This window comes from Planktothrix pseudagardhii (assembly GCF_904830925.1).
Lineage (GTDB): Bacteria > Cyanobacteriota > Cyanobacteriia > Cyanobacteriales > Microcoleaceae > Planktothrix > Planktothrix tepida.
The window spans coordinates 6052087-6075035 of the sequence record NZ_LR882967.1 but is presented as its reverse complement, the minus strand read 5'-3'; the positions used below and the strand labels follow the sequence as shown (position 1 = coordinate 6075035).

Sequence of the window (22949 nt, the reverse complement as noted above, 5' to 3'; positions counted from 1 at the left end):
CTCTTCCCACCGGACAGCGTACTATCCTCATCGACTCAGGATTTATTTTTAAGTATGATTCAAAATTAGGAAAATAGAATATTTTTTATGTAGAGTTTAATTTTTTTTACGGATTTAATAAAAATCCATATTAGTTCAACTTTCTTTACTAATTTCTGGACTTTAATTGCCTCTCTTTTTGACTTTGAAGAGGATGTTTCTAAGATAATCTAAAAATCATAGTTTGTCAAGAATTTCAGTTACTTTAGATACAAAATTAATGAGTTGGGTGGTGCGTGGAACTTGACCTGACGCACCCGATGAAGATTTTAAGGATAGAGAGTATCGCCTGTTGTGGAATTAAAGATTAAAATCTGATTCAAATCTAGTTTGATGGTTAAGCGATCGCCGGGATGAAGGTGATGGTGAATAGGGACTTGAAATTGAATAGAATATTGTTCATGGGGTTGCGAAGAATTAGGAATATAAGCGCGAACTAATATTTCTCGACCCAAGGGTTCGACAACACTAACTTCCACATCCAGGGGGACTTTTTCAAAAGCCCAAACATCTTGTTGTAAATCATCAATAACATTCTCGGAAGTGATAAATTGAATATGTTCAGGACGAATACCTAAATCAAATTTTTGACCCTCCTGGGGTTGTAATTTTTCTCGAATTGCGCTTGGACAAGTTAAGGATTGATTGGCAATCCAAAATAAACTATTTCCATAGGTAATGGGTAAAATATTCATTGGAGGATTGCCTAAAAAAGTGGCAACCATCCGATTTTTAGGTCGAGAATAAACCCTTTGTGGATCACCGATTTGTTGAATTTTTCCTTGATGGAGAATTACCAGTTTATCGGCTAAAGTCATCGCCTCTACTTGATCATGGGTAACATAAATGGTTGTAATTCCTAAACGCTGATGCAGTTGTTTAAGTTCGGCACGGGTATCATCTCGCAGTTGAGCATCTAAATTTGATAAAGGTTCATCTAATAGGAAAACTTTCGGTTCACGGGCGATCGCTCGTCCTAATGCTACCCGTTGTTGTTGTCCTCCTGAAAGTTGTTTGGGTTTGCGATTTAATAAATGTTCAATGGAAAGAGATTGAGCTACTTTTTGAATAATTTCTTGCGTTTTTGTTGGGTCAACTCCCCGCATTTTTAAGCCGAACGCTAAATTTTCAGCAACACTGAGATGGGGATAAAGAGCATAATTTTGAAATACCATTGCCACATCTCGTTTACGCGCGGGAATCTCATTCACTAAGGTATTATCAATATAAACATTGCCAGAAGTAGCTGTTTCTAACCCAGCAATGGTTCTTAAAATTGTTGATTTTCCACAACCCGATGGCCCTACTAACACCCAGAATTCTCCATCGGGAACTTCAAAATTAATCTCTTCAATTGCAAGGGTGGTATGATAACGTCGGGTAATATTTTCTAAACGAACATTTGCCATTAGTAATCCATTAAAATAGAATAATTTTTTTTCAGCGTTAATCAGCCAGTTTAACTAATTGTTCAAGCTCAGAAACAACCCGATCTAATTCTTCAACTAAAGGTGTTGATTCCACTTGACGAAAGGCATCTACCAAGGATCGATAGTACCATAAAGTTCCTTCTTTTTTGCCTGTAAATCTTTGCCATAAATTCTCCCCGATTTGACGATAATCTTTTAAAATCGATTGAGCATTATAGAGTTTATCAGCCGCAGAAACCAACCGCACCGAAGCAGAAGCGTGGGGAATATGGGCAATATACTCTTCTTTTCGTTGTCGCCAAGGAGGTTTAGGGGTAATATCAGTATCGGTACATCCTTCAACAATTTGGGCGACGGTTTCCCCAAAACGGTGTTGAATTTCGTCTCGAATTTTAGCACCTCCTTGGTCTTCAATTGCATCATGTAAAAGGGCTGCCATCGCTTCTGATTCGTTAGCCCCATATTCTAAAGCAATACTGGCAACTCCCAACAGATGAGCAATATAAGGCACTCCTGAACCTTTACGAATTTGGGTGGCGTGGAGTTGCGCTGCATAAACTAAGGCTTCGGTAAATTTGTCGGAAAGCATAATTAAGAATTCTGTGGTTAATCTTAAAAATAACTTAAATTGATCCATTTGGTGCTTTAATGTTAAAGGCTTAAAATTGTAAAGTGTTTAATTGGGTTGGTTGTGATCAAAAATGGATCGATTTCGTGTAGAAGTAATTGCTAAAACTCCCTTTCCTCAGCAGGTGATTTACGCTGCAATGCACCAAGATTATAGCGATCAGTTTGTTGTTGAGGAACGAGAATCTTGGCCGTCTGAAGACAAAGCTGGGGAAATCATTGTTAAGCGTTTATTAGCGGGTGAACGGGGACATTATGGGCCGTTAGAACACTGTCAAATTGTGTTTAATTGTGGTTATTTTCCCCATAGTGTGATGCAGCAAGCGAGAACTCACAGGATAGGGATTAGTTTTGATTGTCAATCGTACCGCTATACTTCTGGAAAAGTATTAGCTGTTGCTGAAGGAAAAGTAGATATTGAAGAAGCTTTTTATTTACGTCCAGTGGGTTATTATAGCGATCGCCAAGGGAAAAAATATTACTATTCTCCTGAACAGCGCCAACAGGATTTAAACTGGTGTTTTGAAGCAGCAAAACGCTATAAAATTGATATTGAAAACGGAATGTCCGAAGAACACGCACGGGGAAAAGTTCCCTTTGATTATCGTCAACATTTTGTTGTCAGTTTTACCTTAAGGGCGTTATTACATTTTCTGGATTTACGGTTTAAAAAAGATGCTCAGTTAGAAATCCAAAAACTCTGTGATTTAATGTGGCCTCATGTGGAAGACTGGGTTCCTGATATTGCTAAATGGTATGAACACACTCGCCTTGGAAAAGCTCGACTTGCACCGTAATTCAGTTATCAGTTATCAGTTATCAGTTATCAGTTATCAGTTGTCAGCTTATTTCCTATTCCCTATTCCCTATTTATGAAATTAAACATTTTGAAACTGAAAGAAGAAGCAATTTTACCTCAATATGCTCATATTGGGGATGCGGGATTAGATTTATTTTCCCTAGCTGATACAACAATTGAACCTGGAGAAAGTCAATTAATTCCGACTGGAATTGCCATTGAATTACCCCTAGGAACAGAAGCCCAAATTCGGCCCAGAAGTGGGTTGGCTTTGAAACATCAAATCACCGTTTTGAATACCCCTGGAACCATTGATGCGGGATATCGGGGAGAAATTGGAGTGATTTTGATCAATCATGGTAAAACATCCTTTAATATTACTAAAGGAATGAAAATCGCTCAAATGGTAATTGCACCTGTTTTGCAGGTTGAGATTGAAGAAGTTCAACAGTTAAGTGATACCACAAGACGCGATAATGGATTTGGGTCTACGGGATTAACATCCGCAAAACTCAACTAATTTTTACTGTTTTATGGGTATGGAAAATTCACCTGAAACCTATCAACCGCCCCTACGACCCACTTGGGATGAGTATTTTATGATGATGGCTAAACTGGTCGCCACACGCTCGACCTGTTTAGTGTTTCCGGTGGGTGCAGTCATTGTTAAAGATCGACAAATCGTTGCTACGGGTTACAATGGTTCGCCCTCCGGTTCCATTCACTGCACGACTCAGGGCTATTGCTATCCGGGGTTAAGTACCTGTGATGCCAGTCCAGTTTTACCCTCTCGTGCGGTTCATGCTGAAGCCAATGCGATCGCTCAAGCCGCGAAACATGGAATTTCTTGTGGGGGAGCCAGTATTTATGTTACCTTAGAACCTTGTATTTCCTGTTTAAAATTAATTATTTCTACAGGAATTAAAGAAATCTTTTATGAGACTATTTTTAATAGCGGGGAAAAGGCAATGGTACGAGATTTATATATTAATGATGGCTTAGTGACATTAAAACAGATTTATCTTTCTGAAGAAATTACTCAAAAAGGAGCCTCATTTTTATTAAATCCGACTTCAGTTTCGACAATGGTTAAAGGGGGACAATAGATCATAAAGTTAGATTGATTTTTGGGATTTCAGGAATTAAATTCAGTGATTTTAATAAGGGTCAGATTTCAACATCGGAGGAGCTAAATATTGTGAGACTGGTAATTCTAGGGGGGCCGGGAGCCGGAAAGGGAACTCAAGCCAAACTGCTATGCAGCTATTTGGGTATTCCTTGCTTAGATATCGGTCAGATTTTGAGACAAAAGATCAGGGCTCAGACAGAACTAGGCCGACAAGCTAAACCCTTTGTTGAACAAGGGGAATTAGTTCCCGACGAAATCATGATTCAATTTGTCCGTCAACAATTGTTAGATCCTGATGTAGCAAAGGGTTGGCTTTTAGATGGTTATCCCCGCACAGCATTTCAGGCAGAAGAATTAGATTTTTTATTAGAAGATTTAGACCAACGGTTAAATTGGGTCATTTATTTGAATGTTCCAGAAAAAGTGTTAAAAAACCGTTCTTTAGAGCGATCGCGTGCGGATGATCAACTGGGAATTATTGAGCGCCGAATTGAATTATTTTATCAACGGACTATTCCGATTTTAGAATATTATGAACCTAGAGGTCATCTTTTAGATGTGAATGGGGAGCAACCTCCCGAACAAATTTATCAAGAGATTTGTCAACGTCTTAAGTAAGAATAGATTGATAAAGCCCTGAAAAGCTTACTACAATTACTGTTAATAATTATGTGGAAACGTCCTGATCATAGAGAACCCAATCAACTCCGTCCTGTGAGTTTTGAACGAAATTTTACTCGCTTTTCCCCGGGTTCTGTTTTAGCGAAAAGTGGAGATACAAAAGTTTTATGTAGTGTTAGTATTGAACCGGGAGTCCCTAAATTTTTACAGAATACAGGACAAGGGTGGTTAACAGCAGAATATCGAATGTTACCCGGAGCAACTCCACAACGTCAACCGAGAGAATTTTTAAAATTATCAGGACGAACCCAAGAAATTCAACGATTAATTGGACGGAGTTTAAGAGCCGCGCTCGATTTAAAAGCATTAGGGGAATATACCATTACCGTTGATGCGGATGTGATTCAAGCCGATGCTGGAACCCGAACTACAGCTATTACGGGGGGTTTTGTAGCGTTAGTAGATGCCTTAAATTCATTGATTCAAAAAGGGCAACTTCAACAATTACCGATTTGTCATCAAATTGCAGCGATTTCTGTGGGGTTATTGGAAGGGGAACCTTATTTGGATTTGAATTATATTGAGGATGTGGCTGCTGACATCGATTTTAATTTAGTGATGACGGAAGAATTAGAAATTATTGAATTGCAAGGAACGGCTGAATTAGGAAGTTTTAGTCGAGAACAATTAGATAAAATTTTGAATTTTGCAGAATTAGGAATACAAGAATTATTAAAAGCTCAACGTCAAATATTAGGAGAGTTTATCCTCCTAAAAAGTGGGGAATCATAAATAATAAACAGTAGATTTTTTTCTATTACCCATTCATAATTCGTAATTCGTAATTCGTAATTCGTAATTCATTATTCGTAATTCCCCTAAAAATCATCTAACAAAGAACCTAAACGTTGAAGTAACGGATCGGCTTCTTCCATAGATTCTTTAGAAACCGGTTCGGGCTCTGGTGGGAATGGATTTGATTCTGTAACAATTACAGGTATAGATTGAGGTTGAGATTGAACCGCTTCTAAGCCTGTCGCAATGTCAGTTAATTTTTGATTAATAGAGATTTGTAATTGAGTCATTTGTTGGGTTAACTGATGAAGTTGAACATCCAAACGGTCTGTTGGAGTTCCCTCTTCCGTTAATACCTTCTTTTCTAAATCTGTTAATTTATTTTGAATTTCAAATAACCGCTCTTCAACGCGCTGCAAATTGGGTAAAACTTGAGGAGGATTCGGGGTAGAATTTGTCGAAGGAGGAGTTGGAGATTCGGAACGAGAAATTAATAAAAATTGCCAAAGAGCTTGTTTACAAAGATTACTAAACGTTTGATATTTTGCCTGCGATAATTCAGTCTCAATCGCATCTAATAATGTCTGATCTGCTGCATCTTCGGTGAATGTGACTGACTGAGTTTGTTTACGATTTGCCCACAGCATAATAGAAATCCAGACCTATTGTTATCCCATGATTTATTTTGGAGCCTGGAAAATTTGAGATCAAAAAATAATTAACCAGATCCACCTTTGTTAGTGTATCAGAATTTTGAGAAGGTTTGGAAAAAATTAAACCCATCCTTTTCCCATATTTTGAGCGATGTGAATGGAATCAAGGACGGGTTTAACCAGGGGAATTAACGTCGGGTTAACTGAGCTTCACCATAAACATACTGCCCTAAAGCATTAGATTTACGGGAAGGTTGCACCAAATGTGCTCTCAGACCTGCGTTTTTCAGTAGGGGTTGCAGGTCTTCCCAGAAAAATTCCCCACCCCCTCCGGTGACAACAACATCCGTCACCCGTTCAGGCAGCCATCGGACAACGCGATCAGATAAATCACGGGCGAAATTCTTCCGTAATTCGGGGACAATATCATCTAAGTTAAACGGTTTAACGGCTCCACGAGGACGATATAACCGTTCTCCGGCGGGTTTGTGAACGGCTTCGAGTAAATAGAGAGACTGACTATCGGCCCCTTCAATTTTACTCGCCACTTCTTCATAGAATTTACCCATCGCAAAGGTATCACTTTGGGAAACCCCTCTAGCAAACCGGAACCGATCAACGGTTAAGAAATCAGTGGTTTGATGACCGACATCCACAATGGCGACGGAGAGATCCGCGAAATTGGGAACTGAGTTGCCACCTTGGGCTTCCAGCCAAATCAAGCTGCCATAGCCTTCGGGCATAACGCGAACATTCGTAACCGTAATTTTGATCTGCTCACCCCGATAGAACATTTCGTGGGTACCAATGAGTAACCGAGTGATATGTTCTTTTTCTTGCTCAAATTGGGCTTGAGAATAGAAGGGTAGACCTAGAACGACATCGATCTCCCCCTGTAGCTTGAAGTAGCCGACACAAGCAAACAGTTTAATTAAAGCATCATCAACTTTGGAAGGAGAATCGGAACCATCTTTAAATAATGCTGCTCCAAAGTCAGCCGCGAGTTGACCGACGGCATAACCCATGCCCTGATATTCTACCCAAATATCGAGCAGGGGATCAGTATTTTTGGACTCAAAGCCACCACCTCTGGCGGTATCCACCGTTAGGGCTTTGATATTAGAGGGAATGAAAACAACTTCATTCGGGTTACGACTGGTACAGGCTTTCGTTGATGTCCGCCCTAAATCAAGACTTAAAATCGTTTTTTTACCGCTTGTCGGCGTTGTTTGCCGATTCAGCATTGAAGCAGCGGCGGCTGCGGCTGCTGGTTGTCCGGGCTGTTTATTACCACCTTGCATCGGAATACGTTACCTCACGGAGATTCAAGATTTATAATGCCTTATCTGTTGCCAATTTTATCCCTGACCTGTTGACAATATAAATATAAAGTGGAAATTCCACTTATAAAATCAGGCACAATTTAGAACTTCTCAGGAGCAGGAGCCATTTCTGGAGAAACCCTCTCAGCCCCCTTATCAGGGGAAAGCCGTCCTCCGCACGACAACCCGTTAGCACTACTGAATCAGACAATACTCAGCAGCCTAACCCTACCGTTTGAGTCTTCTTGAAAGCTGCATCATTGCATGGACGGTTTATTTCTAGTCTTGAATTCACCTATCCTTTCACAGAAGGTCAGGGGTTTGGGTCAATCGTGCGGGTTTAGCCTGAGTTATTGTATCTCGAAAGGGGTAACGGATGGCTAACTCTTGACGTCCCCTATCGAGCCCCTAGCACAAATTGAAGTGAGTGAGTTGCTTGATGCCCAAATCTTAAGTTAAATTTAGTTAAGATTATGAATAACAAAATGCGATCGCAGTCCACCCGCACTGCATCTGTACATTCAATACCCCATAACCTAGAGCAACGCACTTTATGAAGACGTCGTGGAAAACAATACTCCTTTGGACTTTACCCGCTTTGGTCATCGGGTTTTTTGTCTGGCAAGGAGCTTTTGCCACTGCACCCGCAGAATTTGGTAAAAACACCGCCAGCACCCGCATGAGCTATGGTCGTTTCTTAGATTATTTAGAGGCTGGTCGTGTTACCAGTGTAGAACTCTATGATGGCGGTCGTACAGCCATTGTCGATGCTGTTGATCCCCAACTGGATAACCGCATTCAACGGTTGCGGGTGGACTTACCCAATAATGCTCCAGAATTGATCGCCCGGTTAAGGGCATCTCAAATTAGTTTTGATAGCCATCCCCCTCGCAATGATGGTGCTTTATGGGGATTGTTAGGAAATCTGATCTTCCCTATTTTATTAATTGCTGGTTTATTCTTCCTCTTCCGTCGGTCTAATAATGTTCCGGGTGGCCCTGGTCAAGCCATGAATTTTGGCAAGTCCAAAGCTAAATTCCAAATGGAAGCCAAAACCGGAGTCTTATTTGATGATGTGGCTGGGGTGGAAGAAGCCAAAGAAGAATTACAAGAAGTTGTCACTTTCCTGAAAAAACCCGAACGGTTTACCGCCGTTGGGGCGAGAATTCCCAAAGGGGTGTTATTAGTTGGCCCCCCAGGAACTGGGAAAACCTTATTAGCTAAAGCCATCGCCGGGGAAGCGGGTGTTCCCTTCTTCAGTATCTCCGGTTCGGAATTTGTGGAAATGTTTGTCGGGGTGGGTGCGTCCCGGGTTCGTGATTTGTTCAAGAAAGCCAAAGAAACAGCCCCTTGTATTGTCTTTATTGATGAAATTGATGCCGTTGGTCGTCAACGGGGGGCTGGAATTGGTGGGGGAAATGATGAACGCGAACAAACCCTGAACCAATTGTTAACCGAAATGGATGGGTTTGAAGGCAATACGGGAATTATTATTATTGCCGCGACCAACCGTCCTGATGTTCTGGACTCTGCGTTACTGCGTCCGGGTCGTTTTGACCGTCAAATTACTGTTGACGCCCCGGATATTAAAGGTCGTTTAGCGGTGTTGGAAGTTCACGCCCGCAATAAGAAAATTTCTGAGGCAGTGTCCTTAGAAGCCATTGCCCGTCGGACTCCAGGGTTTACCGGGGCTGACTTAGCCAACTTGCTCAACGAAGCGGCGATTTTAACGGCCCGTCGTCGCAAAGAAGGCATCACCATGTTAGAAATTGATGATGCGGTGGATCGGGTGATTGCCGGGATGGAAGGAACCCCCTTAATTGATGGCAAGAGTAAACGATTAATTGCTTATCATGAAATTGGTCATGCTATTGTCGGAACTCTGCTCAAAGACCATGATCCGGTACAGAAAGTAACCTTAATTCCCAGGGGTCAAGCTCAGGGGTTAACCTGGTTTACCCCCGATGAAGATCAAGGGTTAATTTCTCGTTCTCAAATCCTAGCGCGGATTAGCGGAGCTTTGGGAGGACGGGCAGCCGAAGATATTATTTTCGGAGATTCGGAAGTGACGACGGGTGCAGGAGGCGACTTACAACAGGTTGCAGGTATGGCCCGCCAGATGGTGACTCGTTACGGAATGTCCGATTTAGGGCCGTTATCGCTAGAATCTCAGCAGGAAGTGTTCTTAGGTCGAGATTTTGCCACTCGCACGGAATATTCTAATGAAATTGCCTCTCGCATTGATGCTCAAATTCGGACTATTGCCGAACATTGTTATCAGCAAGCTTGTCAAATTATTCGGGATAATCGGGAAGTGATTGATCGGTTAGTGGATCTTTTAATTGAGAAAGAAACCATTGATGGCGATGAATTCCGGCAAATTGTGGCTGAGTACACAGAAGTTCCTGAAAAAGAACGGTTTGCGGTTGTTCTTTAATCTCAATTTCTGTCAAAATTAACCTAAAATTAACGAGGGTCAAGCATTGCTTACCCTTGTTTTTTATCCAACCGTAGTAAGCCCTTCAGGGCTTAATTTCTGAGGCGTTCACGCCTCACTACGATTTGTAGGAGATATTAAGGATGATTACTCAAGCAGAATATCGGCAACGACGAGAACAATTAATGGCAAATATGAAGCAGGGAACGGCTATTTTTAGAAGTTCGCCAATGGCTGTGATGCACAATGATGTTGAATATAATTTTCGCCAAGATAGTGATTTTTTCTATTTAACCGGGTTTAATGAACCCAATGCGGTTGCAGTTTTAGCTCCCCATCATGAAGAACATCGATATATTTTATTTGTGCAACCGAAAGACCCGGAAAAAGAAACCTGGTCAGGTTATATTACTGGAGTTGAAAAAGCCAAAGAACTGTATGGAGCGGATGAAGTTTATCCGATTAATGAATTAGATGAAAAATTACCTCAATATTTACAAAAAGCTGAACGGATTTATTATCGTTTAGGACGGGATGAAAAATTCAATGAAACCATTTTAAAACATTGGCAACGCTTATTAAGAGTTTATCCTAAACATGGCACGGGGCCGATTGCAATTGAAGATGTTTGTACGATTTTACATCCCATGCGCTTAATTAAAAGTGAGGCGGAATTAGCATTAATGCGGAAAGCGACAGAAATATCGGTGAAAGCCCATAACCATGCTTTAGAATTTGCTCAACCCGGACGATATGAGTATGAAATTCAAGCGGAAATAAGCTGTTAAGCATCTAAATAGGGTATAATGAAAAACCAAGTTTAGAAAAATCAATCAAAAGATGCCTGCTAAAAATCATTTAAATGAAAAGCAAGTAGAGAAACTACAGAAAAGATTGAAAGAGGAAGAAAATGGACAAATCCGAGAAAGAATCTTGATTTTATTATTGCTAAATGATGGTAAAAAGCAAAGTGAAATTGCCAAGTTTTTGGGCTGCTCATTAAACAAAGTATGTTATTGGTGTGTACATGGAGACCCTGACAAATTAGAAAGCCTAAAAGATGAAAGAATGAAAGGAAATTATAGAAAAGCCACAGACAAATATATAGAGATATTATTAGAAACAGTAGAAAAAGAACCGGAAGAATTAGGATATGAATTTGGGAGATGGACAGGAGAAAGATTGGCAACTTATTTAGAACAAATCACAGGAATCAAATTAAGTAGTTCACAAGTGAGAAAGATATTAAAGGAAAAAAAGTATGTTTATTTGTGGGCAAAGTATAGCTTAGAAGAGAAAAGAGATCCAGAAAAAAGAAAATTATTTAAAGATAAAATAGAAGAATATTTGAAAATAGCAAAAGAAAGTCCAGAACAATTACAGGTATGGTTTTGGGATGAAAGTGGATTTAATTTAAGAGTGATAAAAAGAAAGAATTGGTGTAAAAAAGGGAAGAGGAAACAGATTAGAGGAGACAGGAGGAAAGGAAGAGTTAATGTGATGGGAGGATTGAGGTACTCGGATAAAAAAAGATTTGTAGAATTTCTGGATAAAGGAAATGCAGATAATTTTTATCAAGTGTTAAAAAGTTTTTATCAAGAGCTAATTTATGAATGGGTATTAGCGGGAAATCAAGCAGAAGAATTTGTAGAAAAAGGAGCTAAGATCCTGATTATTCTTGACAATGCAAGTTTTCACAAAAAAGAAGAGTACCTAGAAAAAATTAAAGCAGAAATGCCGAATGTCTATTTAGAATTTCTTCCAGCATATAGTCCAGATTATAATTTAATTGAATTAGTCTGGCATTCAGCTAAAGAATATATAGCTCATCGACTCTTTAAATCAGTTGATGAGCTAGAGTGTTTATTACATCAGCTTTTAAATGAAGGACAGTTATCTATTAAATGGGGACGTAAACTTAAAAACAAAGGTAATGCTATAATCACAGTTTAAATACACAACAGCTTAGAACATATTTTTGGCTTAAATGGCGGAACCATTGCCTATCCTTCGATTGTTGCGTCTGGAAAAAATGCCTGTATTTTGCATTATGTTGAAAACAATTGTCAAATGCAAGACAATGATTTACTGTTAATTGATGCCGGATGTTGTTATCAATATTATAATGGAGATATTACTCGAACTTTTCCAGTAGGGGGTAAATTTACCCCGGAACAAAAAATTATTTATGAACTGGTTTTAAAGGCTCAATTAGCTGCTATTGAACAAGTAAAACCCGGAAATCCTTATAAAAATATTCATGATACAGCCGTGAGGGTTTTAGTGGAAGGGTTAATGGATTTAGGATTATTAGTAGGGGATATAGAGGAAATCATTAAAGAAGAAAAATATAAACCGTTTTATATGCACCGCACCGGACATTGGTTAGGGTTAGATGTGCATGATGTGGGGGTGTATCAATGGGGTGAAAATCCACAACCTTTACAACCCGGACAGGTGTTAACCATTGAACCCGGAATTTATATTTCTCCTAATATTAAACTTGTTGAAGGACAACCAGAAGTTCCCGAATGTTGGCGAGGAATAGGGGTGAGAATTGAAGATGATGTATTAGTCACTTCTGAAGGGTATGAGGTGTTAACCGCAGGGGTTTCTAAGTCTGTAGAAGCAATGGAACGTTAAACAGTAGAGACGTTTGATTTAACGTCTCTCTTTTGATTAATATCCGGGTGGGAAAACCCCGCCCCTACGATGGATTTTCTCAACTATTTCAACACAATACAGTAATAGCAGTTGCGTAAATCGGGTCATTGACATAAGCTGATGCTTAAACCCAGGACGGTGAAATATTTTTCTTTCTGTTACGCTGTTCCCTGCTATATAATAGAAATATCTATACTGAGTTAAATTAACCTTAATTTAGCCTTAACAATTCTTAATTCATTATGACTCATATTTTGATATTGTACTCGTCTTTAGGGGCTGGACATAATAGTGCTGCTAAAGCCTTAAATCAAGCGTTTTCCCATTTTACTGATGTCACTGTTACCGTAGAAGATGCGTTAGATTATGCGAGTTCTATTTATCGTAATACCGTTACCAGTATTTATAAACAATTAAGCGAAAAAGCCCCTCAAATTTATCGCGCTTATTATGAAGGAACGGATTTAGAAGATTTAGAACGGTCGTTAGAATTAAATATTGTTACGGCTAAATTAGAACGAGTTTTTTTTAGAAAGCTGCGACATTTTATTGAAAAAGTGAATCCTGATGCGATTGTTTGCGTTCAACAAATTCCTAGCCGCTTGTTACAATTATTAGAAGAGGAAGAACGGATTTCAAAACCTCATTATGTCGTTATTACTGATGTAATTGCTCACAGTAGTTGGATTAATAAAGAAGTCGATGGTTATTATTTACCCAACGATTTAACGGCTGATTTCATGATTAAACGGGGAGTAGACCCTGAAATTCTTCATGTTACTGGAATACCGATTAAACTGGAGATATTAGAACCTAAATCTCAAGTGGAAATGCGGGAACGTCATGATCTGCCAACTAACAAACCTGTTGTTACAATATTTGGAGGAGGGTTACATTATAAACGGGTGCGTTTGATGGTTTCTCAACTCATGGATAACCTGAAAACGGGTACATTAATTGTAGCAGCCGGACGCAATGAACAACTGTTAGATTCCTTAGCCGAATTAGACTCTACCCCAGATATAGAATTACGAAAATTAGGATTAATTGATTATGTTGATGATTTAGCGGTGGCGAGTGATTTAGTGATTACCAAAGCAGGGGGATTAATTGTTAGTGAAGTGTTAGCACGAGGAACACCGATGATTATTGTTGATCCCTTTCCCGGTCAAGAAGAATGGAATGCGGATTTAATCGTCGCCGCAGGGGCGGGAGTTCAGTTAAGATTACCTGAAATGGTAGCGCCTTGTGTAAAGTTTTTGTTAAACCATTCTGAACGTTTATCCCAAATGCAAACGGCTGCGTTAGAATTAGGAGAACCCCGTGCGGCTCTCAATATTGCTGAACATATCTTATCACAAACTAAGCATTAATTAATTTTATTTCAATATTACCAAAAGGAGTATTTATTTTGACTGGTCAAAGTAACTTTTTATGGGGCGTTGCTACGTCTGGTTATCAAAGTGAAGGGGGGTATAATGGTGTTGGACAACCCCAAAATAATTGGTCAGAGAGTGAACAAAAAGGCAGAGTCATGCGAACTGGGAACGCTTCTGAGTTTTGGACTCGTTACCCAGAAGACTTTAATCAATGTCAAAAATTAGGCTTAAATTCTTTCCGCTTAGGATTAGAATGGAGTCGCATTCAACCCACAACAACCCCGGAAATTTCTCCCGCCCCCAATTATGATTTTCAGGTGTTAGATGACTATGCAGAACGCATCGCGACTTGTCGTCAATATGGCTTAGAACCTATTGTCACCTTACATCACTTTACCCATCCCGCTTGGTTAGGAATTGATGCTTGGTTATCCTCAGAAACCATTGATTGTTTTATTGACTATGTGACCGTTACTGTTACCTATATTAACCAACGTTTAACGGATTACTATCAACAACCTCCGATTCATTGGTATATTACCATTAATGAACCCAATATTTTAGTTCTAAATACCTATCTAAGCGGTCAATTTCCCTCTGGGAATTTTACGGGAATTCTAGCGGTTTGGAAAGCCTATAATCATTTATTGGCGGCTCATATTCGCGCCTATAATGCAGTTCATGATATTTATGAAAAATATGGATGGACAAAACCGCTTGTGACCTTAAACACCTATTGTAGTGATTTATATTGGTCAGAAAAAGTGATTTGGGATTTGTTAGATACCCAGACCAGGAAAGTCAAGCCTAAGGAACTCAGAAATTATGTTTATGCTCAAGCCAAACATTTAGAAACCGCTTTGCGTCGAGCTTCTTTACCCTTTCGTAAAGATATTCCCTATCAATTGGGACGGTTAGCCCGTTGGATGGGAAATCGCATTGGTCATCGAACCTTTGATATTAAACATTTAGACTATTATTGGCAAGAATTAATGGTTTCTCCTCGCCAAAAAGTCTATGATTATCTCGCTATAGATTATTATGATCCCTTTATTGCTCATACGTTCCGTTTACCGTCTTTTTCTGATTTTGAATTTAAAACTAAAGGAATTAGAAATTGGTTAATGACCGGAATTACGAGTAAATGGTGGGACTGGCGAGCGCTCCCTGAAGGATTATCGTTTTTCTGTAAATATTATGCTCAGGAATATAACCTCCCGATTTTAATTGCTGAAAATGGCATGGCGTTACGTCGAAAACCGGATAATAGTATTGCAACTCGTCGTTCTGACCAACTGCACCGCAGTCAATTTTTAGAAGCCCATCTGCGCCAAATTCAACAGTTATTAAAGGAAAATATTCCGATTTTGGGATATATGCACTGGTCGTTAACAGATAATTATGAATGGGGGTCTTATACGCCCAGGTTTGGGTTATTTAGTATTGATTTTAATCGCGGAACAGAACGGGAAATTGAGGATCATTTAGGCGATCGCCCTGCGGAAACCTATGCTAAATTAATTCAAGAAATTCAAAATAGTGTCTGATTCTGGTTTCAATTCTCAATCCCCATTGCTGAGGATTGTTATTTTTCCTTGAATTTTATATGGGCATCCCAAAATAGTTTCAATTCTCAATCCCCATTGCTGAGGATTGTTATGAACGCGAATTTTAGATGTTCCATTTGAAGACTTAGTTTCAATTCTCAATCCCCATTGCTGAGGATTGTTATCCGACCCCACAATTGTTTAGGGTTACTACTTTTAGCTTTGGGTTTCAATTCTCAATCCCCATTGCTGAGGATTGTTATGAGTTTTTTAACTCATCGGTATCTAAAGCTTTTTGGTTTCAATTCTCAATCCCCATTGCTGAGGATTGTTATACTGGGGCGAACTTGGCGATGGTCAGATTTAGATGTTTCAATTCTCAATCCCCATTGCTGAGGATTGTTATGAAAAGGCATCTAAGCTTCAGTGCAAGGTTGAGGAAGTTTCAATTCTCAATCCCCATTGCTGAGGATTGTTATGAAACTTCCAACGAAGCAATCAGATAAAATCATCGTTTCAATTCTCAATCCCCATTGCTGAGGATTGTTATTACACCTAATATTTATTAATTAATATCATGAAAAAGTTTCAATTCTCAATCCCCATTGCTGAGGATTGTTATTTTCAGCTTGCTCTTGGCTTAAATCACCATCTAAGTTTCAATTCTCAATCCCCATTGCTGAGGATTGTTATCCTTGAAACCCAACAAGTGGAAACCCCGAAACAATTGTTTCAATTCTCAATCCCCATTGCTGAGGATTGTTATAAGTAGTTTTTATCTAAAAACCAGGCAAATTTCCCTAGGTTTCAATTCTCAATCCCCATTGCTGAGGATTGTTATTACAAGTTCCTGGGAAGCATTACCAGGGAAAATACTAGAGTTTCAATTCTCAATCCCCATTGCTGAGGATTGTTATGGAATAAAGGATAGTTCTGGAATGTTGGGGGAATTTGTTTCAATTCTCAATCCCCATTGCTGAGGATTGTTATGTATCTATACTTTTTAATTTCTTCCCTAATGGGTTTATGTTTCAATTCTCAATCCCCATTGCTGAGGATTGTTATACAGGACCACCAACGCGATGGCATATCACCTTTAATGTTTCAATTCTCAATCCCCATTGCTGAGGATTGTTATAGCTTTATGCTACCCGAAGCTTGCCGGAGTATTCGTTTCGTTTCAATTCTCAATCCCCATTGCTGAGGATTGTTATTCTTGACGATTATCGCGCCCCTAACCGTCTTAGGCGGCATGGTTTCAATTCTCAATCCCCATTGCTGAGGATTGTTATTGTATTGATGAAGCTTCACAATTTCTGCACAAACGTTTCAATTCTCAATCCCCATTGCTGAGGATTGTTATTTCCTATTTTTTTATTCCTGTCAGTTTCACGGCTGTTTCAATTCTCAATCCCCATTGCTGAGGATTGTTATTATGTCCAAAAATTTCAATTTTCGGGCGAGTAATGGTTTCAATTCTCAATCCCCATTGCTGAGGATTGTTATAGCAGGCTGCTGGAACCCCTGTGATATTTAATTTTCAAGGTGCAATTCCGCCAACCTAATTTAATAATAGCAAATCTTCCCATTATTTGTAAAATTTGTATTAAAAAAAAATCCTTGAATCCCTTTCAGATTAAGCCTTACACAGATTGCGCCAACCTATTTTTTAAATAAATGCCAGAACTCATACAGAATAAGGGTTCTGGCATAAACGCCCAAAAACAGCTAAGGGTTGTTTCAATTCGCAATCCCTATAACTGAGGATTGTTAGGTTCAGGCTGTTTCTCCCACACCTCGAAGTATTGTTTAAATTCTCAATCCCTATAAACAGGGGTTGTTCTGGTTATTGATTAATATCCCAGAGATTCACACCATCAGGAATTTGCCCATCAATTTTAATCTCGTAATCATTAATACTTCGAGGGATATCAGATTGTTTTTCTACTGACAACAAATCAAACAATTTATGAGAAGGAAAATTTCCCCATTTGCTATCATGGGTAAACACAAATAAGCCACGACAATTCATTGAAGAACGGGAAGAACTGCGATCAAATTCCCAACAATTTAATAATGATTCCCAGAACAATTGGAGATCATCACTAGAAACCTTACCGCCCAAACCCGGGTTATAATGAATTTCAATCTTAAACAATCCATAAGGAATTAACTCTTTCCGTCCCATCGTTTTATTGTCTTTTTTCTCCTTAGCTTCCGTCGCCGCACACCGGGTAATAGTAGCAGAAATAGGCAAAACTGGATCATAAGAGCGCCCCCAAGAAATTTGTAATGGCCCCCAAACTTGACCCGCATTTAAACCCGTAGAAAGCACCGCCCCAAACATCCGAATATCATAGAAGTTTTCAATCATCCAGTTTCGAGCTTTTTCTTGTTGGTCAGACGTTGATTCCTTTTTCTTGACTTCAATTTTTAACTCTGAATAAGCTTTCTCAATTTTCTCATTTAAGACGCTGCCTTCTTCAACAAAAATTTTATAATTGACCTCTCCCTTTTTCGTCAGTCTAACATAGTTGCGAACCTTCCGTTTCATACAAGCATCACTGATTAAACCATGTCTGGTTTCTGGGTCAATTCGGGGTTGATTTCCTGCATCTGGGTCGCCGTTAGGATTACCGTCCAGACAATCAACTAACAGAATTGCATCGTGTTTTTTAGAAGGATCAAAGTGTAACATAGTTTATTCTTCCTCGTTATTTTTATTGGATTTTTTGGTAAAAAACTCAGCCCGTTTCTTAGCAAATCCTACAAAAAATAAGGATTGCTGACGGAGGGTAAAATTGTCGGGTAAATTGTCAGGAGAAATAGTTCGGAACTCCTCATCTAATAGAAGTTTAATGTACTTAGTTTCTTCTTCCAAAAGGTGATGAGCATAACACCCTTGATAAAGTCGTCCGAAAACTTGAGAGGGAGTTGTAGAAAGTGTTTTCAGAGAACGGGTAACATTAGTATCTTCTTTCTCCTGTTTTCGTGCTTTTATTTGTGCCATGTGCATTAGGAAAGTTATCCGTCCTAACTGATAGGCAATTTGATCATTTGGGTCGTTCATATTGGGATATTGGGTATAGAAAAATAAAGCTTTTGCCCGGTCAAAAGATGCAAAAGTGTCCTGTTCCGCACAGATTCTATCAATGACTTTCTTGGCATAAATTTGAGGAAGTTCTTTCCCTAATAATGCAAATTGAATCAAGGCAGTATCAATCACTTCCGTATGTTCTTTATTGGGATCAAAGAACGCAGCCTTACGGAAAACCCAGATCGGTTTGATCCATTGTTCAAACCACTGTTGAAGTTGACAAAACTGTTCAACATTATCTGCAATTGCATCCGGGGAAATGGAGTCAATTTTGTTGATGGCAACCCGCCCCATGTTCCCTTTAAGAATACCCAGATAAAACTTGCTGGAATAATGACGGGTATTTAAACTTTTCCCCGTGTTAATGCCTTGAATTAAACCCTTTAAACGGCAGGCTTGAACATCTTGCCAAAACTCAGGATTGATGCCTTCTTGGTTCTGATTTCCCCAAAAAACAAACATCTGATTCCCAAACTTCTGATGATGTCTGGGATTACTTTGCAACATTTCCACACCTCCTAAAAACCCTAATGCGGTATCAATTCCAATGGGTGCATTCTGACAGTTATCCCATGCCCAACTTTGATACGCTGACTTATCAAAACTGGAAATAGCAGAACCCGTTGATTGACCCCCTGGAATGCCTTTAAGTTTGCCGGGTAGGATATGGGTTAAAACTTGCGTTTCTTGACCTGTAATAATGCAATTACCCGCTTTTTTTGTCTGTTTAGATAGGAAATGTTGACTCCAAAACTGTTGAATTCTGGGACGATTGGTGACAAGTTCAGCTTGTTCTGTTTCCGGGTTTTGATAATAGAAAACAAACCGTTCCGACTCACCCGGCTTTTTGTCCTTGGGTGGCTTATTTCCCAGGGTTTCAAGCTGAGAAATAATAGATTCTGGGGTAGATTCCTGAATAAATTTTAGAACCTTTTCCAGAATCGGGTCTGATGTCACCTGCCAGCATTCTTGCAGGAGTTCTAAATAGCTGGATACTTTTTTATGGGTATCTTTACTTGACCCAATGCCAAATAAATATTCTCCCGTATCAGCAATTAATAGAGGAGCTACACCATTACGATTGAGATTAGGAAGAATCAGTTTTTCACCCGGCTTAAAGAAAACCTTATCTTCTTTCTTCCCGATTTTAATTGTTTTTGTTTGCAGGAGGGAAATTAAGCTTGTTTCCAGGTCAATACTATAATGAGCAGTATTCGTTGAATAACCCACAGGAGGAAGTTGAAGCTGTTTTGAAAACTCATAAAGTTCAGCTAACATCTCACGACCCCATCACGCATAATGGCTTCAAAGAATTCAGCTAAAACACGACCTTTAATAATCTTCTGAGATTCGTTATCTTTCCATTCCACATTCCCTTTTGGATCTTGGATAAAGTGCATTTTCTTCAGGATTCGTCCGAAGTTAAACGTCCCCAAGAGTTCAGGATGAATTTGCTCATTCCCATCAGGAAAACTGAAATTAGCGGTGAATTCCCGCACACCTAAACAAGGTTGTTTAAAGCATTGTCCTCGTTCAATTCTTCTAGAACAGATAGCATAATATTTATCTATGGGTTCTGTCGCTTTTGTTGTTAGGTGTAAGCTGAAATCTATGATGTAAGCCACATTTTTTAGAACAACATGATTTCGCTGGGATCTATCTTCATTAATCAAATACCGTCCAGAGGGGTTTTGAGTGGCCCAGGTTTTGACCGTGGAAACAGCAATTTTGCTTTGTCCCATATTACGGAATAGGGATTGATACCGAATCGGATTCAATACCGTGATCGTTTGGATACTGTAGGTTATTTCCGGTTTCCAGAAAATCGCCTTTAGGATTCCCTCTGCTGCCGATGGCGTTAGGATTGGTTAGAGTCGATAGGAGCGTTACCACTCCTACCTCTCCTTCAGAACCGTGCATGAGACTTTCATCTCACACGGCTCCTTGATAATTCCACCTTTGTTATAGGTACGATTCAAAACGGTTTATTGTCGTGATTCTTGATTAAGGAACCGTCGTGTGCCGTTTTTATGTCGTGACAATGTTTGTGTAGAAGTTGCAGATTATCATAGGTATCCTTTCCACCTAATGATATTGGTTTGATTGTGTCCCAACTTCCACAATGTCTGTACTTGTAAAATACAGACCACAGTGAGGACAAATACCTTTTTGTTTCTTGATTAATTTGGAAACCCTGGTAGGTGTTTCTGGGTATTCGCCTCGTCGCTTACTCCAATAAGTCCAGTTTCCATCAAACGGACTAGCTTCACCTTTGACCTTTGTATGCCTTACGATTGGCGTACTGCTATGGGTGAGTAATTCTAATCCATCTTCTGTACTGAAACACCAATTTCTGTCTTCTACTGTTCTCCAGTATTTGTTTTTATTGATGTTCCCTTTTCCCCTCATTCTTGCCCAAGCTCTCAGTTTGTCATAAGTTAGATGGTCAACCTTTGAGAAGGTTTCTTTACTAACAACTGTTGAATAATAGTTTGACCAGCCTCTAATAATTGGATTCAGCTGACTAATTAAAGCAGCTTGAGGCGCAGTCTTATGATTGTCTATTACTTCAGCTATCTTGATAAGATGAGTCTTGATTTTTGTTTTTGAGGGTGTGATTATTGTTTTAAAACCTAGTGGTGTTCCCTGGGAATTCTTAGCACTTCTGTAATTTCCTGTTGTGTGCTGTTGAATGTGGAACCCTAGGAACTCAAACCCAACATTTCCATCAATTTTATCGAGGGTGTGGGTTAATTTTGTTTTACTGGGTTTTAATTCCAGTCCCATATCACTTAACCATTCGGCGATTATCTCTTGACACTTTTTGACAACGTTTAAATCCTTGTGGATGATCACAAAGTCATCAGCATATCGGATTAGACTAAGGGATTCACGGTTAACCGATTTTTGCCCTTTTAGAGTTTCTGCATATTGCTTGACTCGTTCTTCCATACCATGTAGGGCAATATTCGCAAGTAGGGGTGAAATTACCCCCCCTGCGGTGTACCATTATTGGTAGGAAAAAGTTCTTTTCCATCCATATACCCTGCCTTAAGCCATGATTTAATTTGTCTGCTTAATGTGGGGTATGTTTGTATTTTGGAGATTAATGCCTTGTGGTCTATCCGGTCGAAGCATTTTGATATATCAGCATCTAGCACATATTTAGCTTTTTGCTTAATACTGTTATAAATTGCATCAATCGCATCATGACAGGAACGTCCTGGTCTGAAACCATAACTGTTTGGCTCGAATTTAGCCTCCCATTCTGGTTCTAACGCTAGTTTGACTAACGCTTGTAATGCACGGTCGTTTATTGTGGGTATTCCTAATGGACGGGTTTCGGTTGTTCCGGGTTTGGGAATTATTACCCTACGAGTAGGTTTTACCTTACCTGTTAACTTTAATCGTCCTACAAGGTTCATCCGTTGTTTTGGTGTTAGAGATTTGACTCCATCCACACCTGCGGTATTTTTGCCTTGATTATCTTGTGTTACCCGACGTACCGCGATACATTTTGCCGACCAAGACCTAATCAGGGTCTTCTGAAGTTTGCGAACTGCTTTAACATCGCCTCGTTCACTCGCTCGAAATATGCGCTTTTGCAACTTGAAAGTCACCCGTTCTAGCTTGCGCCAGTTGATGTCTTTCCACTCCACCGTCTGATTTTTGTTCAGCGTTTTAGATTTATTCATTGCTACTTGTTCTATTTCTTTGGAATTACCGAGTATCTGTCAGCATATCCCTTGCATTACCAAGGGCATTCGCTTTTGATACCATCCCTCCCCTAATTACCATTCGTTAGCTACTTACTGGTTATCGACCTTTTTACCAGAGATAATTAGGGGTTACTTCGTTCCGATTACATATTTGTTTGAAGTCTTTAGCGTGATGCTCTCCACCGGGTTTATTGGGCTTGTGCTAATAAGTCGGGCTATCAACCGCTTATGCCCTTTCCTTGCCTTTTGGCTTGGTGTTTATCAAGTTTTATCTTGATTTAGCCATTACACCATTTCGTATCACGATGGTTCGGACACATCTTTGCTTACGCTACGCATGAACTTCTTGCTCGATAGTTACCAGATTTGGCTACCAGTAGTTCTACCTTTTAACCCCGCTTTAGTCTGTTAGTTGCTACCTAGTAAACTAGGGGTTATGCTTTCACCTCAGCACTTGAGGGATGGGACTTAATTCACAGAATTTCACCCATAAATGTAATCAGTTGTCACTAACTGTTTAGACAGTTAGGCTAACCTTCCCATAAGCTTTTCAGCTTATTTTAGGTTAAACGAATCGCACGATAGGAATACGGATCTGCTTTTGTTTCGGGGCGAGTAAACAATGCCAAGTCACCCCATACCTTTAATTTCATGTTCTATACTGTCATAAAGTGAGTATAAACTAACACAA

17 protein-coding genes, 4 pseudogenes and 1 CRISPR repeat array are annotated in these 22949 nt (G+C 39.5%); of the genes and pseudogenes, 12 read left to right on the top strand and 9 right to left on the bottom strand.

Annotated features, from left to right (window positions below; all coding sequences use genetic code 11):
• Positions 1-308: 308 nt before the first annotated feature.
• The gene (locus NMK36_RS26345) at positions 309-1448 is read right to left on the bottom strand and encodes an ABC transporter ATP-binding protein (RefSeq protein ID WP_072717777.1); all 1140 of its coding nucleotides are present in this window, start codon (positions 1446-1448) and stop codon (positions 309-311) included.
• Positions 1449-1485: 37 nt separating this feature from the next.
• Complete coding sequence (locus NMK36_RS26340) at positions 1486-2058, bottom strand: HD domain-containing protein (protein ID WP_072718664.1); 573 nt, start codon at positions 2056-2058, stop codon at positions 1486-1488.
• A 112-nt stretch (positions 2059-2170) separates the two neighbouring features.
• Between NMK36_RS26340 and thyX the strand changes: the two genes are divergently transcribed.
• The 5 genes from thyX to rph all read left to right on the top strand — a co-directional run bounded on the left by thyX (position 2171) and on the right by rph (position 5437).
• Entirely contained in the window at positions 2171-2893 is a 723-nt protein-coding gene (gene thyX, locus NMK36_RS26335) for an FAD-dependent thymidylate synthase (RefSeq protein WP_072717778.1), read from the top strand.
• A gap of 75 nt (positions 2894-2968) precedes the next feature.
• Complete coding sequence (gene dut / locus NMK36_RS26330) at positions 2969-3415, top strand: dUTP diphosphatase (RefSeq protein ID WP_072718665.1); 447 nt, start codon at positions 2969-2971, stop codon at positions 3413-3415.
• 19 nt (positions 3416-3434) lie between these two features.
• Entirely contained in the window at positions 3435-4001 is a 567-nt protein-coding gene (locus NMK36_RS26325) for a deoxycytidylate deaminase (RefSeq protein WP_072718666.1), read from the top strand.
• Positions 4002-4093: 92 nt separating this feature from the next.
• Entirely contained in the window at positions 4094-4642 is a 549-nt protein-coding gene (locus NMK36_RS26320) for an adenylate kinase (RefSeq protein WP_072718667.1), read from the top strand.
• Between the two features lie 48 nt (positions 4643-4690).
• Positions 4691-5437, top strand: a complete 747-nt coding sequence (gene rph / locus NMK36_RS26315) for a ribonuclease PH (RefSeq protein WP_302184708.1) — start codon at positions 4691-4693, stop codon at positions 5435-5437.
• A gap of 86 nt (positions 5438-5523) precedes the next feature.
• On the opposite strand, the gene NMK36_RS26310 is transcribed toward rph, so the two are convergent.
• Positions 5524-6087, bottom strand: coding sequence for a hypothetical protein (locus NMK36_RS26310; RefSeq protein WP_254175002.1), 564 nt, complete (start codon positions 6085-6087; stop codon positions 5524-5526).
• A gap of 194 nt (positions 6088-6281) precedes the next feature.
• Positions 6282-7394: a ParM/StbA family protein gene (locus NMK36_RS26305; protein WP_254175001.1), complete on the bottom strand. Its 1113-nt coding sequence runs from the start codon at positions 7392-7394 to the stop codon at positions 6282-6284.
• Between the two features lie 574 nt (positions 7395-7968).
• On the opposite strand from NMK36_RS26305, the gene ftsH2 reads away from it, so the two are divergent.
• The 7 genes and pseudogenes from ftsH2 to NMK36_RS29170 all read left to right on the top strand — a co-directional run bounded on the left by ftsH2 (position 7969) and on the right by NMK36_RS29170 (position 15442).
• A complete protein-coding gene (gene ftsH2, locus NMK36_RS26300) occupies positions 7969-9852 on the top strand; it encodes an ATP-dependent zinc metalloprotease FtsH2 (protein WP_072717782.1) in 1884 nt (627 codons plus the stop codon).
• Between the two features lie 143 nt (positions 9853-9995).
• A pseudogene (locus tag NMK36_RS26295) lies at positions 9996-10631 on the top strand (aminopeptidase P N-terminal domain-containing protein); the annotation flags it as partial.
• A gap of 61 nt (positions 10632-10692) precedes the next feature.
• On the top strand, positions 10693-11805 hold the full coding sequence (locus NMK36_RS26290; RefSeq protein WP_254172743.1) for an IS630 family transposase: 1113 nt from the start codon (positions 10693-10695) through the stop codon (positions 11803-11805).
• Between the two features lie 21 nt (positions 11806-11826).
• Positions 11827-12495, top strand: a pseudogene (locus NMK36_RS26285) (M24B family metallopeptidase); the annotation flags it as partial.
• A 263-nt stretch (positions 12496-12758) separates the two neighbouring features.
• Positions 12759-13889: an MGDG synthase family glycosyltransferase gene (locus NMK36_RS26280; RefSeq protein WP_072717784.1), complete on the top strand. Its 1131-nt coding sequence runs from the start codon at positions 12759-12761 to the stop codon at positions 13887-13889.
• 38 nt (positions 13890-13927) lie between these two features.
• Positions 13928-14581, top strand: a pseudogene (locus NMK36_RS29175) (family 1 glycosylhydrolase); the annotation flags it as partial.
• 240 nt (positions 14582-14821) lie between these two features.
• Entirely contained in the window at positions 14822-15442 is a 621-nt protein-coding gene (locus NMK36_RS29170) for a family 1 glycosylhydrolase (protein WP_438822845.1), read from the top strand.
• A 5-nt stretch (positions 15443-15447) separates the two neighbouring features.
• Positions 15448-16948: direct repeats of the CRISPR family, unit length 37 nt; unit sequence GTTTCAATTCTCAATCCCCATTGCTGAGGATTGTTAT.
• 340 nt (positions 16949-17288) lie between these two features.
• Here the strand turns inward: NMK36_RS29170 and cas7c are convergent.
• From cas7c to cas5, 5 genes and pseudogenes are all read right to left on the bottom strand, one after another.
• Positions 17289-18140 (bottom strand): type I-C CRISPR-associated protein Cas7/Csd2, encoded by an 852-nt coding sequence (cas7c, locus tag NMK36_RS26270; protein ID WP_072717786.1) that lies wholly within the window; start codon positions 18138-18140, stop codon positions 17289-17291.
• Positions 18141-18143: 3 nt separating this feature from the next.
• The gene (locus tag NMK36_RS26265; RefSeq protein ID WP_072717787.1) at positions 18144-19817 is read right to left on the bottom strand and encodes a type I-C CRISPR-associated protein Cas8c/Csd1; all 1674 of its coding nucleotides are present in this window, start codon (positions 19815-19817) and stop codon (positions 18144-18146) included.
• Positions 19811-20404, bottom strand: a complete 594-nt coding sequence (locus tag NMK36_RS26260) for a type I-E CRISPR-associated protein Cas5/CasD (RefSeq protein WP_083579889.1) — start codon at positions 20402-20404, stop codon at positions 19811-19813. Before NMK36_RS26260 ends, NMK36_RS26265 begins: the two co-directional genes overlap by 7 nt.
• A 110-nt stretch (positions 20405-20514) precedes the next feature.
• A pseudogene (gene ltrA / locus NMK36_RS26255) lies at positions 20515-22234 on the bottom strand (group II intron reverse transcriptase/maturase).
• 584 nt (positions 22235-22818) lie between these two features.
• Complete coding sequence (cas5, locus tag NMK36_RS26250) at positions 22819-22911, bottom strand: CRISPR-associated protein Cas5 (protein WP_139294968.1); 93 nt, start codon at positions 22909-22911, stop codon at positions 22819-22821.
• Positions 22912-22949: the final 38 nt, after the last annotated feature.